Consider the following 15,086-nt stretch of genomic DNA (forward strand, 5'->3'; position numbering starts at 1 on the left):
ACCTGGTTGATAACTATATTTTTCTCCATATTAAAAACTCCTCCCCTTAACAATACTGTAGCGCCTAATGCAAATAAAAAGCCCATACCTAATGATAGGCATGAGCTAATTCCCACAGGGACATAACAAGGGCAAAACCTGTAAATATTATTTAATTTGGATATTTTCTAAACGATATATTTTCACCAGTAATTTCGTCATACCGACTGCTAAAATAATGTGACCTAAACCAGACATCCCTTCGATTGCTTTAATATTAATTAAATCTTGTCCTTGAGCGGTAATTTGATAGATGCCAATGAAAACCATCATGACTAAAGTAAAGGTTAACCCGCTAATATAGATTAAATATGATTTTTTAATACCTAATACACGATCCGAGGAGTAATTTCTAATTAGTAGATAAAAGATTAATAATACCACAAATCCAAGTACTAATGTGTGCGTATGTAACACACTTAAGCGTGTATCGCCGACAAAGTTGTTCATTTTAGTAAACTCGCGATAAAAGACGCCGGCAACTAATCCCATCACTAAAAATGTAAAGGACATTCCTAAAACATCTTGCGCTGTAAAACTTCCCTTAAAGTAACGATAGCCTAAAATCACAATTAGTAAATAACAAATTGTTTTCGGTAACATTAAGGCACCAATTGCTGGGATACTATCACTTAATAAAACTACTGGTAGATAAAAAGCAAAACTTAATAAAATAAGTAGCCACATATGTTTAAGGCCCTCTTTATCTCGTTGTTGGTAAGACCAATAAATAAGTAAGATGCCTAAAATTAAGAACGGAATATTTCGTAAAATACCGAATAAATAATTGCCTTCAGCCGTTCCCCATTGATTTTGTGGTAAAGCTACCAAAATAATTCTTAAGGCTGCTAATCCGTAAACAAGCCACCTTTTAGTTGAGGAATCATCACCACTTTGACGACGGTAGAAATAAAAATAAAGCACATAAAATAGTGTCATCGTAATACTCGTCACAAACTGTCCCCATGATAAAGCAGCAGTATGAGCTTCAAATCCTCCTGGACTCAAATGTGAAATAACTCGTGGCAGTAGATGAAAACTATCCCCTACCCCTAAAATAATAGCCATTAAACCAAATAATTTAGCACCCGCTTTATTTTCTAATAATAACCTTACACCTAAGGCTACTACTATTACTAAATAAGCGATATCAAATAAACTCTCGCCAAAATTCATTCCTTAATCCCCTTTTCAATCCATTCCATTTGTTGTTGATATATAGATAAAAACTGTTCCTGAGATAAATTATCCCGAAAAATACGCTCAATCAATCCATGAACGACCACTTTTACATATTGCATCACTTCTAAATCCAAGTCTAGCCCATTTAATTTCGCATAGAAAGATTGGTAATATGAACGTTTCTTTTGATGCCAATCGCTCGACAAAGCATCCGTCCAATGTAAGTAGCGATAATAATACAAATCATACTTATCCTGATCGAATACAAACTGACTCATCGCCTGACCAAAATTCTGCAATGCTGCATGAAGATCGCCAGCCTGTTCTGTAAGACACTCTAAAAATTTTAAATGAATATCTTCAGTCTCTTGATCAAGCACATAAAAATAACTATCTTCTAAATCCTCAAAATATTGATAAAAACTGCCCCGTGCCATCCCCAATTGCTCAATAATTGTCTTCACCGTAACCTCACTAAAAGGCTTTGATGAAAATTCAGTCTTCAAAACTGACAAAATCTTAGCTTGTTTGTCCGCTGACAAATTGTAAAATGTTGCTTTCGGCACCACCATCACCTCACTTTCTATAAAAATGACACAGTGTCACTCTGCTTGAATTTATTATAAGTGACACCGTGTCACATTGTCAAGATTAATCAAGACTACCGACCGGAATGCTCAAAGAAAATAGCCTAGAGGAAAGGATAAAAGCCCCTTGCTTTACTTAGTGGAGTCACTTTAAAATGGAATGGGAGTAGGTATCAAACAAGACTTTTAGACGCAGTTTGATTTCATTCAACCACTGCGCTATAAAATAAAAAAAGGATTCAAACGGAATTTTTAAAGTTTTGTCCGGCCTAATGAAGAATATTAGGAGAGCTACAGCATTACCACAGCGACCAACCAGTAGGTATTAAGATAAGCGAAAACGCTGATTTTAGACTAGCACGAACTTTTTAAACCAGCGCAACATACAATCAACTGACGCTAGCTATACTAGTCGGACCCGATGACATTCGGCTAAAGTCTAATATAACCGCAATCTACATATTACCTTTCCCTAGGTGAAAAGCATCAGCAGAAATTTTTCGTGAGGAAAATTTCACCCGCTTAAATCCCTCTCTTTCTCTTTCCCTTTTTTATGAATGATTAACAGTTAGTTTATGAGTCATTATAGCAACGCTAAGCATAATAATAAGTTAGTAGATTGTTATTAGCAATGTTAAGCATAAATTCTGCATGAGTTTTCTTTTCACTTCAGTGAATTAGAAAACCTCAAGAATTTAAGTCTGTATGTTCCACGAAGTGAACAGAAAGACGGTGCCATTGCTCTTTAATAACAATCTACTAACGAATTATGAAAAACACCATTACACTTTAATAATGACTCATAAGCGAAAATTATTCACTCCGCAACATCCTTTAACCAACTATCATCCTTACCAACAAAACAAAAAACTGGACCATCCACACGGACAATCCAGCATTCAAATCATTGACTATTCGATTAATCTTTAGGTAGTAATGCCTTACGCGATAAATTGATACGACCCTTATCGTCAATTTCAATTACTTTCACTTGAACCGTATCGCCCACTTTTAAGACATCTTCCACATTGTTCACACGACGATGCTCTAATTCTGAAATATGAAGTAAACCGTCTTTACCAGGTAACACTTCTACGAAAGCACCGAATTTTTCAATACGACGGACAATCCCTTCGTAAGTCTCACCCACTTCAACTTCTTTAACTAATGCATTAATCATATCAATTGCTTTTTGAATCATTTCAGCATCAGATGACGCCACACTGATGGCACCCGACTGATCAATATCAATCTTAACACCAGTCGCATCAATAATGCCGTTGATGGTTTCACCACCACGACCAATGACTACCTTAATCTTGTCAGGATCAATTGTGATTAATTCAATCTTCGGTGCATACGGACTTAATTCCTTACGTGGCTCAGCTAAAGTACTAATTAATTCATCTAGAATTTCAGCACGCGCCTTTTTCGCTTGCTCTAAAGCTTCTGTTAAAATAGCTTCCGTAATCCCTTGGATTTTAATATCCATTTGTAAAGCCGTAATACCTTTGGCAGTACCCGCCACTTTAAAGTCCATATCTCCTAAATGATCTTCTAAACCTTGGATATCGGTTAAGACCGTATAGTCTTCGCCTTCCATCACTAATCCCATCGCAATCCCAGCTACTGGCGCTTTAATTGGTACCCCAGCATCCATTAATGCTAAAGTTCCCGCACAGATTGATGCTTGAGAAGATGAACCATTCGATTCTAACACTTCTGACACAACACGAATCATATAAGGAAAATCTTCAACAGAAGGAATCACTTCTTTTAATGCACGCTCACCTAAAGCACCATGTCCAATTTCACGACGCCCTGGACTCCCCGTACGTCCTGTTTCACCGACTGAAAAGTTAGGGAAATTATAATGATGGATGAAGCGTTTCATATCTTCTGCTCCTAAACCATCAATCACTTGATGTTCACCCAAAGGTGCTAAAGTCGCAACAGATAATGCTTGCGTTTGCCCACGGGTAAATAAACCAGAACCATGGGTACGCGGTAATAACCCAACGGATGAACTTAATGGACGAATCTCGTCAATCTTACGACCATCCGGACGTACACGTTCCTTCGTAATTAAACGACGTACTTCATCTTTTTCTAAATCATGTAACGCTGTTTTGACGTCTTTTAATAATTCTTCTTTATCAGCAGCATCCCCTAATTCATCATTGAAAAATTCTTGGGCTGCTTCCATAACAGCTTCAACCGCTGCTTCGCGCGCTTTTTCTCTTCGGTTTGGATAGCCGCTACCATAATATCTTGGTAACGCTCTTTAACAGTTGCGACAATTTCTTCATTTGGTGTCGCTAAGGTTAACTCAAATTTCTCTTTACCACAAGCAGCTACTACTTCATTTTGGAAAGCGACTAATTCCTTAATTGCTTCATGTCCAAATAATAATGCCTCTAGCATTTCCGCTTCTGAAACTTCTTTAGCACTCGATTCTACCATGTTAATTGCAGTAGCGGTTCCAGCTACCGTTAATTCAATATCAGACTCTTCATCTTGAGCAACGGTTGGATTGATGATTAATTCACCATTGACACGTCCTACATTAACGCCAGCAATTGGACCATCAAATGGAATATCAGATACTGCTAAAGCTAAAGACGAACCTAACATCGCCGCCATCTCTGGCGTACAATCTTGATCAACTGATAAAACTGTATTGGTAATTTGAATTTCGTTTCGTACTCCTTCTGGGAACATTGGACGAATTGGACGGTCAATTAAACGACTCGTTAACGTCGCTGTCTCGGAAGGACGCCCTTCACGTTTAATAAAGCCTCCTGGTACTTTCCCTACCGCATACATCTTTTCAACATAATTAACAGTTAATGGGAAAAAATCCCCACTAGTAGCTTTTTTAGAAGCAACTGCTGCTGTTAAGACAACGGTATCGCCATAGCGGACTAAAACCGCACCATTGGCTTGCTTGGCTAATTCGCCGATTTCGACGGTTAACGGACGACCGCCTAAAGTGGTACTAAAAACTTGTTTTTCTGCCATAATAAACTCCTTTTATAAAATCTTATCCAAGACTTCAACATAGCTAAACAAATATCAACCTACCTATTAAAACATAGGCTCATATTTGTATAGGTACGTTTGGTTCTTGGATGTAAAATAACAAATCAATAAAACAAAAGGATGGCGTGAGCCATCCTTCAAAGTCTCGATGAATTAACGACGTAGACCTAAACGTTGGATAAGTTCACGGTAACGTTGAACATCTTTATCACGTAAGTAAGCTAATAAGTTACGACGGTGACCAATTTTTTTCATAAGTCCACGATAAGATGTGAAATCTTTTTTGTGTGTACGAATATGATCATTTAAAACATTGATATCTTCAGTTAATACAGCGATTTGTACTTCTGGTGAACCAGTGTCTCCTTCATGAATAGCATATTCTTTAATGATTTCGTTTTTACGTTCTTTAGAAATTGCCATAATATTTTCCACCTTTCTTTTAAAGTATGCCACATCCAAAGTAATGCGTTGGTGATTCGCAAAACTAAGGATGGGTAATTAATAATTGCATAGTCAAACATCGGTATTACACAGCGACAGACGACCACCTATATAATTTACATGAAATTGACAGAAGTTGCAAGGGGTAAGAGCTCTTTTCTTAATATTTTTACCAAATATTAAAGTAAGGAATCAAAAAGATGACCTCACTAGTTAAAATCAACCGTCACTGCTTACTCTGGCACTTGCCCATTATAGAAACGATATAATTCTTTAGCGGTAAAGGCAGCAAATTCATCGGCCCCTTCTGGTGTATGATGAACGCCTTCACCTTCCCAGTAAAATTCGGGATGGTCTTTCGCATAACTATACCAATCTAATTCATGGACATTGTCATATTTTTCTGCAAACTTTTTAATAATTTGGTTAACAGAATCACGATGTTCAACCGCTGAGTCTGAATTCACAAAGAACAATTGACGGTCACCAGCTGCCGCGATAAAATCTTCCATTCCTTGATCGTCTAAACCTGCATTCGTACCCAAGTTGATCACAAGTATATCATTCACTTCTCCACTACTAATCCAATCCGTCAATACACCGACCGCTTTCCAAATTTGTAAACTTTGAATCCCTAAATCATTAGAGTTCAAAAACACATTTAACGCATTGGGAGCTGATAATAAAATCAGTGAATCCCCAAAGAAACTAACACGAATCTTCGAAGCAAATAATTTCACTTCATCTGGTACTAAAGCGGCTAACTCAGGATCAAGCGCATTGATTTCATTAATAACATCGGCATTATCATTGGTAATTTGAGTGACTTCCTCACCCACACCTGATGTTTGAACTAAAGCCTTTTTAGCGATGTCAAAGAAGTTTTCCGTCTCAATTTTTGAAATCAATACTGTATCTAATTCTTTTTCTAGCTGCTCAACTCTCGTTTTTACTTTATTAATCGCACGCTCATCTTTGTCAGCAATTTCAAATAAACTTGGTTGAACTTGCTTTAATTGATACTCTAATTGAAATTGCGTTAAGGGTTTATCATTGCGCGCCATCACCCAACCCGCTCCCATTATCACAAATAATACTAAGCCAACTGGCGCTAACCATAGATTACGATTATTTAATTGAAATTCACGCCAATCTTCTTTCCAATTAAAACTGGTAGTAAAAGGAAGAATCAAACGTTGGCGCTCAATCAATTGATAAGTCAATTCACTGACTAGTGCTAAAGAAATCGCAATCGATAGATAAAGCCAATACATTCGTCCATCAAATTGACGTTGTAATTTGAACCATAAAACAATAACCGGATAATACCATAAGTAATAAGAATATGAACGGCGCCCAATCCAAGGCAAAGGCTGAATTTCAAAGACTTTACGCACTAATGGCACCCCAACGGTAATCGAAAAGATAAGCAACATACTCAAAACGGAATACAGGGGCATAAAGAAATAATAGGTTTCGGGTTGTTGGTCTTTAACAAAAAATGGCATGCCCATAAAACCGATAAAACTGATGATACCAATAATGTAATACAATACTTTTTTGGCTTTGACTCTATAAAATAGATTTAATAAGACCGGAATCATATAGGCCGTCATAATCCCCAGTACAAAAGAAGAAAAGCGCGTATCAATTCCATAGTAAACACGCGAAGGGTCTTGACCAGGCACATAAAGCCATAATAATGCAAAATGGCTCACACCGGCAATTAAAGACCAGATAATTGCTTTAACGGCCCCTTTAAGATTTAAAAATTTAGTAATGAAGACCCCTACCATCGCCAAAACAAACGATTGAATATATAAACTGTTATACCATAAGTGAGTAAATAATGACGCTTCCGTCATCCTAACAAAGTAAGATTTATCAGCAGAAATTTGATACAAATTATTATAGAGAAATAAACCTGAAAATAAATCATCACGAATCGATAATAACTGCGTACGATCAAAAAGTAACAATCCAATTACGACTGATCCCATCATCCAAAGCAATGGGAAAAAGATTCTTGATAGGGTATTTTTAAAATAATGCCAAATTGATGACCAATCACGTTTCGCACTATTAAATTCAATTTGCTCTACTTTATAAGTAAAGAAATACCCTCCCAGTGCTAAAAAGGTATTAACGGTTAAAAAACCACCCGGTAAATAACTAGGAAAAAGATGATAAAGTATAATCGCAATAATCGATATCCCTTTAATCCCATCATAACTCAGTATTCGCTTCTTCTTACTCATTTCTCTCACCCGCTCAACTTTTCAAATATATTCTTATTATATAATAACAAAAATTACTTTTAAAATGTTGGCATTTATATAAATATTTGCTTAAAACACAAAAAAAGTAGGTTTGGTTCCCTAAGGTTCTTCCAAACCCACCTATATACTAATATTAGACAGTCTTGATAATTATAGAATGAAAAAGGGCTAAGACCACTATTCAAAGTATCCCCAGCCCTATCCATTCAGTCAATTATGTAGATCATTCACTAACAATTATTAAATTACTCACTCACGACTTCTTCTGAAAGCTCAAGAGCAGCATCTGTCGTTTCTTTTACCCCATCTTTTAGAGTACTAAAGCTACTTAAGATTTCATCGAATGAACTCGTTAATTCATCCTTAACTTGTGTAACACCTTTAACTAACGTATCTACCACTTTATCATTATCATCTAAGTCAGTAAGATTATTTTTTGTATCTGAAACTACTTTACCTACTTTACCTGATAATTCTTTTAATGATTTAACAACGTCTTTTTGAGCATGTGCAAAATTTTCTTTTGTTTCATCAGATGCAAGACCTGCAAGACTAGCAAAATCTTGACCTTGTTCAATTGTTTTATCTTTCAATACATTTAATTCATCTTTAGCATCTTGGTATCGTTTGCCCATTTCATTTTTATAATGCTCGGTTTGTTTTGGATAAAATTTCTCTGCTAATAAATAAGCTCCTACAATTGCGACACCAAAACCTAATCCTTTTTTAAATTTTCCCATTTTATTCACTCCTCGTAAAATATATTTAGAAGGTCATTTCACACCCTTCTGAGTCTCTCTGTTTCTCTTGGTTTTTCCGAATATTATGTCATGGATAAAACAAGCTATCCGTTGTTAGACCTATATTCTGAATGTACTTTACAATTACTATTATAACATGGAAACGTATTTATAACAAAAAATTGACACTGACCATATTAGAAAAATTTACTTAAAAATAATAATTGATTATCAAATTAAAATATTTGCATTTACCCCTCTTTTTCATATATGATATAGATATAAACTAAATAAAAGAAAGTTTATAAAAATATTTTAGGAGGTAATTATAGTGGGATTAATTATTCAATTAATTGTCGGAGGAGTATTAGGTTGGTTAGCAGGCTTAATTTTAGGAAAAGATTTACCCGGTGGTGTAATTGGTAACATTGTTGCGGGAATTATAGGTTCAATGATCGGTGGTAATTTATTCTCTAACTTTGGACCACAAGTTGCCGGCTTTGCAATTATTCCAACCTTATTAGGAGCGATTATTCTTATTCTGGTAGTTTCATTTATTTTAAAATCTACTCGCTAATTTGATGTAGACATTAAGAAGGTGAGCCAGTAATTTTTTATACTCATTCTCTTAATAAAATTTAAATCCCTAGTACTCTTTCATAAAGAACTAGGGATTTTTTTTATTGTGTAAAAGGTTGGGCCAGAACTTTAAAAATTATTTTTTGGTTCTATCGATTTAATTAAAGCGCAGTGGTTGAGTGGTCTCAACTGTGGGCGGGAGGCGGACGAAGCGAGAATCATTCAATTTTCTACTTCTAGCCAACTCTCAACTGTGCGAAGATAGGCAAATAAAGCGAGAATTTGATGCTTTTTGCTTGGTATGCGCACACACTAAAATGAAAAAACAACCAAAAGTTTCAAACTTTTGGTTGTTGAAAGAGAGACTTAATAATTATTTATTATCCTTTTTCTTATTAAAGGTAATTAAAGCGACACCTAATCCTGCTAAAACTAAAGCCCCCACGATTACAATTGTAGCGTTTCTTTCACCTGTTTGTGGTAAAGATTTGCCATCCTTCGTTGTAGTGGTGATTACAGAAGTTTCTTGTGAGACTGCTAAAGTAGTTGTTTCAGTTTGAGTTGGTGTTTCTTCTGCGTTACCAGTGTCTTCAGTTTCCCCTTCTGCTGGAATCTTAAGTGTTTGACCAACAAAAATATTATCATCAGTCAAATTATTGGCAGCTTTTAATGCTTCTACTGTTACACCAAATTCTTTAGCAATTTTATTTAACGTATCACCTTCGGCAACTTTATAAGTTTGTTCTTCAGATGCTGTTGTTTCGCTTTCAGCAGACGTTTCAGAACTTGTTTCTTCAGTTGTTTCTGCTGTTTCATCGTCTTCAGTTGTTGTTTCTGTCGTTTCATCACCTTCGGCAGTTGTGTCTTCAGATTCTTCTGTTGATTCGTCGCCTTCAGCAGTTGTGTCTTCAGCTTCTTCTGTTGATTCGTCGCCTTCAGCAGTTGTCTCTTCAGATTCTTCTGTTGATTCGTCCCCTTCAGCAGTTGTGTCTTCAGATTCCTCAACAGTTGTCTCTTCATTTTCTTTTGGAGTTAATTCGAACACACCTTCAGCATTTCCAGTAAATAATGGTTGCTCTGTTAATGGTGGTAATTCGTCATCTAAAGCCGGATTCAAACGTGCAGTAGCATTTTCTAAAGCTGCTGATTTAAAAGCTTCTGCTTGAGTAAAGACATCTACTGATTCAGTGCCAGCATCTTCTACATATGTAAAGCCTTCAGAGTCAACATATTGTGCAGCTACATGTCCATAAGTTTCAGCACCTGGATATGTAATCGTACCAAAAATAGCAAAATCACTGGTATTTTTCGTGTCATGGTTTACCACACGGAAAACCGGTGTCCCCGCTTCGTATACTACCTCGTCACTACTATATAAGTCAGTATTTAAACGTCCCCATTCGATATTCATGTCTTTTAAGCCATCTTCTGCTTCAGTTGCGGCCGCAGCATCCTTCACTTGTTCCCAAGGTTGAGGTACTACTTCTTCATTATCAAAGACAAACTTGCGTGTTGAACTATTTTCAATCACATACTGTGCCGGAGCTTCGGTCATTTCATCTATCACATCTTCAGTTTCATCTAAACCATCTGATACTGTTTCATCAACGGTTTCCTCAACCGTTGTATCACTCACTGCTTCGGTTGTGACCTCTTCTTCGGTCGTTGTTTCCTCTTGTGCGAAAACTGGATTCACTAATCCTAAGGTCAACGCTGAGATTAATAAATATTTACTTAATTTTTTCATTTTAGGACCTCCATAAACTTGATTACTTAATAATAGAAATTATGATTAAATTCCTATCTCTCTAACTATGTGCCTATAATATCACAGGAAAATAGCTTATTCAATGAATTTCACTGTAAAGTCTAACTACTTAATAAAAGGTCTTTTTTAATTCACACTTTCATCAAATTTAGTTAAACATCATAAAATATATTTTATTTTCTAAAGATGCTGACGTTTTTGACAGATAATACAATTTTAAAAGTTGATGTTTTGACGCTAACTTTGTATCACTCTGACACGTTTTCATGAATTCAGCCAACATATATGTATTGGCCCTTCGGCGATATATGAATCCTTAACAATTTTCGTAATTTCAGCCAACATACAACTACTTGCCTATCGCCGGTGATATATATTTAACACTTTTCGTGTCTTTAGGCAGAATACAATGATTAGCACTGATGCTAATCCATTCAGATACTACGCAACTACCTGATACCATCCGCAACATAATAGTCTGTCTTGTTATGACTAAAGCACACACGCTTTAAAATAAATGACACTCGCATCCTACAGCTTACTGTCTTTTTTATTGGTTCACAGGCTTTTATTTATTTAACTTATGCCCATAAGCGGCTTTTAATTCCATTATAATATCACGCAACTCGGCTGCTGCTTCGAAATTCATATTTTTGGCATGTTCTTTCATTTCCATCGTTAGGCGCTCCAACTCTTCTTCGCGTTGCATTTTTGAAAGGTTTTTAAACTGTACCAATAAGTTTTCTTCACGTTCTTCCCCTTGAACATCATGTGTAATACGAATTAAGTCGCGTACTTCTTTCTTAATCGTTTTTGGAACAATACCGTGTTCTTTATTATAAGCCATTTGAATCCCACGACGACGGTTAGTTTCATCGATCGCATTTTTCATCGATTGAGTGATCACATCCGCATACATTATTACTTGACCGTTCTCATTACGAGCAGCTCGACCAATCGTTTGCACTAGCGAGCGTTCACTACGCAGGAATCCTTCTTTATCTGCATCTAATATCGCAACAAGAGATACTTCCGGAACGTCTAAACCTTCACGTAATAAGTTAATCCCGACTAAAACATCAAAGACACCTAATCGTAAGTCACGAATAATTTCTGTCCGCTCCAAGGTGACTATGTCACTATGTAAATACTTGACCTTGATATCAAGTTCTTTTAAATAATCGGTTAAGTCTTCGGACATTTTTTTCGTTAATGTCGTAATAAACACTCGTTCATTTCTCTCAACACGTTTATTTATTTCGCCCACTAAATCATCAATTTGACCCTTAATCGGACGAACTTCAACTAATGGGTCCAGTAAGCCAGTCGGACGAATAATTTGCTCAGCATATTCACCATTAGTACGTTCTAATTCATAAGGACCTGGAGTGGCTGAAACGTAGATGATTTGATTAACTCGCTCTTCAAATTCTTCTAAGCGTAATGGACGGTTATCAATGGCACTTGGCAGACGGAAACCATAGTCGACTAATTGTTGTTTACGTGCACGGTCTCCATTATACATCCCTCTTAATTGCGACATCGTAATATGAGACTCATCGACTACCACTAAATAATCGTCTGGGAAAAAGTCTAATAAAGTATACGGTGCTTGTCCTGGTGCTCTACCATCCATATGACGTGAATAATTCTCAATCCCACTACAATAACCCATTTCTAATAACATCTCGATATCATAATTCGTTCGTTGTTCTAAACGTTGCGCTTCTAATAGTTTATGCTCACTGCGTAATTCTTCTAAACGCTCCTCTAATTCCTGACGAATGCTTTCGACTGCACGCGTTACTTGATCTTCATTGGCCACAAAGTGAGTTGCCGGATAGATAGGATAATGTTCTAAGTCTCGACGAATTTCACCGGTTAAAACATCCACTTCACGAATACGATCAATTTCATCGCCAAAAAATTCCACTCGGATAACTTCTGATTCACGTGAAGCCATAAAAATTTCCAGTACATCGCCACGCACACGAAAGGTTCCCCGCTGAAAATCAATATCATTTCGGACAAACTGCATTTCGACTAGACGATTTAAAATGGCATTGCGACTGATTTCTTGGCCTTGACGAATCGACAATACATGTTCACGATAGTTTTTAGGATCGACTAATCCGTAAATACAAGAAACAGAGGCGACCACAATCACATCACGACCTTCCAATAACGCTGAAGAAGCAGAGTGACGTAATCGGTCAATTTCATCATTGACGCTCGACTCTTTTTCAATATAAGTATCAGAGGCAGGTACATAGGCCTCAGGTTGATAATAATCATAGTAAGAAACAAAATATTCCACTGAGTTTTCAGGGAAAAATTCCAATAATTCAGAATATAATTGGCCGGCTAGCGTTTTATTGTGAGCCAACACTAAAGTAGGACGATTGACCTCTTTAATCACATTCGCAATCGTAAATGTTTTTCCGGTACCAGTAGCCCCTAAGAGTACTTGGTCGCGTTTGCCTTCATTCAAGCCTTCTACTAATTGTTTAATTGCCGTCGGTTGATCACCACTCGGCTGGTATTGAGATACTAATTTAAATTGATCCATTTTGGACACCTCTAATCCTTTCAATTCGCTTCTATTGTACCTTTATTCATAAGGTGTGGCAAATCGAACGATTCAAAATAAATTAGCTTGAAAATGAAAGTCATAAAATACTTTTCATGTAAATCACCCCCCATTTCACAAAAAAATTTACAGTTAATTTAAAGATTTTTTGATTATATAGTTGCAAGGTATAATAGTTATCATGTATAATAAGGAAGTTGACTAAGTCATATTTGGCTTACACACCAATAAGAGAAGAAAGAGGTGACCGAGACATGGCAAATACTCCATCAGCAATCAAACGTATCCGTCAAACAAAAACTGTAACTGCTCGTAACACTGCTCACGTATCAGGTATGCGTACAGCAATCAAAAGATTCCGTGCAGCTGTAGAATCTGGCGAAGGTAATTTAGAAGAATTATTCAAATTAGCGGCTAAAGAAATTGATAGCGCAGCTACTAAAGGTTTAATCCATAAAAATAAAGCAGCTCGTGATAAGTCACGTTTAGCAAAATTAGTAAAATAATGAATTTTCAACCATCCTTTTAAAGGGTGGTTTTTTGTGCTTGATTTTGATGGTGAGAATATGGCTAAACAAACATTTTTATCTAGCTAAACTGAAGTATCAAAATCGGCAAAGGTGGTAACACCACTACAAAATTGCCAAATTTTAAACCAAAAAAATCGCCATTACCAACTTGGTACAGCGATCCTTTCGTTACTATTCAATTCTTTAGGCCTAAAAGTTTTTGATTCACCAGCTTCTGGACTACAACCGCATCATACCCTGCTTGGGTAAGGCGTCTAACACGTTCAGCACCATTGCCCCATAACCCTCGGATAACTTCCAATGCTAACTCTGAAACTGATTTTCCTGGTGCGTTGACCGTTGCTTCTTGATAAACCGGTCTAGCATAACCAGCAATCCGCCAATCTTGTTTTTGATAATAAACCTTACGAACTTGGCGCAATGAATTCCCTTCTATTGTAATCACAAAATCATTCCCTACTTGAATGACAAATCCTATATGATCACAAAAACCATTGCCATCCCAATCAAAAAAGATAATATCTCCCACTTGTGGACTTACCTTTCCTAACCAAATGCCTTTCTGACGCATTATTTCACGATGACGATTAACGCCACACTCACGTCCAATTTGACTGGATAAACCGATCTTATCAGCAATATAGGTCACAAATAAATCACACCAGTCATCACTATATTTGACCCGATAGCCTACTGGTAAAGGTTCGACTCGGTTATAAGCGTCAACCATTGCTTGATGTTTAGAAGAATGTTGAACCATCCCAATATATTGTTGTAATTCATTAAGCAAAGTTTGTTTGGACGGCATAATGTCCCCCTCCTTGATTGTGATAATTATTAGATGATAACTGTAATAAACTACCTAAAAATACTGCTAATAAATTAACCAGTGTTACCCACTTTTCGGTCATTGACCAATTAAATATCGGACCTAATCCCCCAATTAATACTGAAAATGCTGGTAAAAAGACCAATGCTACCCACTTTAGAAAATCATAAGACTGATTACTAAGCTGCATCCTGATTACCTCTTTTCTGTATTTGTTCTACGCGATTCAAGCGTTGTTCATGATGATCATACAGTTTAATTAATTGCTTTTGAATCAAATGATGGTGATTAATCTCAGACTGCAAAAAGTCTAAGCGGCCAATTAATTGTTGAATAGCTGCAATTAAATTATAGAGTTTCGTAATTAAGGTAATGATGGCGACTAACGCACTAGCTAAAGCGCCTAATTCAATCAGACTCATTTCAATTCCTCCTTTTTGATAAAAGGAGCAGGTGTTCAAAGCACCCACTCCTTCA

13 protein-coding genes and 1 pseudogene are annotated in these 15,086 nt (G+C 36.5%); 2 read left to right on the plus strand and 12 right to left on the minus strand.

The window, feature by feature from the left end:
* Window positions 1-147 precede the first annotated feature (147 nt).
* From LB888_RS01695 to LB888_RS01720, 7 genes and pseudogenes are all read right to left on the minus strand, one after another.
* Window positions 148-1,215, minus strand: coding sequence for a DUF2871 domain-containing protein (locus tag LB888_RS01695; protein ID WP_318753359.1), 1,068 nt, complete (start codon window positions 1,213-1,215; stop codon window positions 148-150).
* Window positions 1,212-1,793, minus strand: coding sequence for a TetR/AcrR family transcriptional regulator (locus LB888_RS01700; RefSeq protein ID WP_318753360.1), 582 nt, complete (start codon window positions 1,791-1,793; stop codon window positions 1,212-1,214). The genes LB888_RS01695 and LB888_RS01700 overlap by 4 nt, the downstream gene beginning before the upstream one ends.
* A gap of 934 nt (window positions 1,794-2,727) precedes the next feature.
* A complete protein-coding gene (pnp, locus tag LB888_RS12115; RefSeq protein ID WP_412928145.1) occupies window positions 2,728-4,014 on the minus strand; it encodes a polyribonucleotide nucleotidyltransferase in 1,287 nt (428 codons plus the stop codon).
* A 118-nt stretch (window positions 4,015-4,132) separates the two neighbouring features.
* Window positions 4,133-4,829, minus strand: a pseudogene (locus tag LB888_RS12120) (polyribonucleotide nucleotidyltransferase); the annotation flags it as partial.
* Between the two features lie 174 nt (window positions 4,830-5,003).
* Window positions 5,004-5,273, minus strand: a complete 270-nt coding sequence (rpsO, locus tag LB888_RS01710; protein ID WP_066126785.1) for a 30S ribosomal protein S15 — start codon at window positions 5,271-5,273, stop codon at window positions 5,004-5,006.
* Between the two features lie 254 nt (window positions 5,274-5,527).
* Window positions 5,528-7,552 (minus strand): acyltransferase family protein, encoded by a 2,025-nt coding sequence (locus LB888_RS01715; RefSeq protein WP_318753361.1) that lies wholly within the window; start codon window positions 7,550-7,552, stop codon window positions 5,528-5,530.
* A gap of 266 nt (window positions 7,553-7,818) precedes the next feature.
* Window positions 7,819-8,313, minus strand: coding sequence for a hypothetical protein (locus LB888_RS01720; protein WP_318753362.1), 495 nt, complete (start codon window positions 8,311-8,313; stop codon window positions 7,819-7,821).
* Between the two features lie 331 nt (window positions 8,314-8,644).
* On the opposite strand from LB888_RS01720, the gene LB888_RS01725 reads away from it, so the two are divergent.
* Complete coding sequence (locus tag LB888_RS01725; protein WP_318753363.1) at window positions 8,645-8,890, plus strand: GlsB/YeaQ/YmgE family stress response membrane protein; 246 nt, start codon at window positions 8,645-8,647, stop codon at window positions 8,888-8,890.
* Window positions 8,891-9,265: 375 nt separating this feature from the next.
* On the opposite strand, the gene LB888_RS01730 is transcribed toward LB888_RS01725, so the two are convergent.
* Both LB888_RS01730 and uvrB read right to left on the minus strand, forming a co-directional pair.
* Complete coding sequence (locus tag LB888_RS01730) at window positions 9,266-10,639, minus strand: LysM peptidoglycan-binding domain-containing protein (RefSeq protein WP_318753364.1); 1,374 nt, start codon at window positions 10,637-10,639, stop codon at window positions 9,266-9,268.
* A gap of 589 nt (window positions 10,640-11,228) precedes the next feature.
* Complete coding sequence (uvrB, locus tag LB888_RS01735) at window positions 11,229-13,229, minus strand: excinuclease ABC subunit UvrB (RefSeq protein WP_318753365.1); 2,001 nt, start codon at window positions 13,227-13,229, stop codon at window positions 11,229-11,231.
* A gap of 275 nt (window positions 13,230-13,504) precedes the next feature.
* On the opposite strand from uvrB, the gene rpsT reads away from it, so the two are divergent.
* Window positions 13,505-13,756, plus strand: a complete 252-nt coding sequence (rpsT, locus tag LB888_RS01740; protein WP_318753366.1) for a 30S ribosomal protein S20 — start codon at window positions 13,505-13,507, stop codon at window positions 13,754-13,756.
* A 199-nt stretch (window positions 13,757-13,955) separates the two neighbouring features.
* Here the strand turns inward: rpsT and LB888_RS01745 are convergent, their stop codons facing one another.
* From LB888_RS01745 to LB888_RS01755, 3 genes are read right to left on the minus strand one after another with little or no spacing between them, the layout of a single operon-like run.
* Window positions 13,956-14,588, minus strand: a complete 633-nt coding sequence (locus tag LB888_RS01745; RefSeq protein WP_318753367.1) for a CHAP domain-containing protein — start codon at window positions 14,586-14,588, stop codon at window positions 13,956-13,958.
* Window positions 14,563-14,799 carry a phage holin gene (locus LB888_RS01750; RefSeq protein WP_066124588.1) on the minus strand — a complete coding sequence of 79 codons (237 nt, stop codon included), beginning with the start codon at window positions 14,797-14,799 and terminating at the stop codon, window positions 14,563-14,565. Before LB888_RS01750 ends, LB888_RS01745 begins: the two co-directional genes overlap by 26 nt.
* Window positions 14,789-15,031 carry a hypothetical protein gene (locus LB888_RS01755; RefSeq protein ID WP_318753368.1) on the minus strand — a complete coding sequence of 81 codons (243 nt, stop codon included), beginning with the start codon at window positions 15,029-15,031 and terminating at the stop codon, window positions 14,789-14,791. The genes LB888_RS01750 and LB888_RS01755 overlap by 11 nt, the downstream gene beginning before the upstream one ends.
* Between the last annotated feature and the right edge of the window lie 55 nt (window positions 15,032-15,086).

The sequence above is a fragment of the Globicatella sp. PHS-GS-PNBC-21-1553 genome (assembly GCF_033564055.1).
GTDB classification, from domain to species: domain Bacteria; phylum Bacillota; class Bacilli; order Lactobacillales; family Aerococcaceae; genus Globicatella; species Globicatella sulfidifaciens.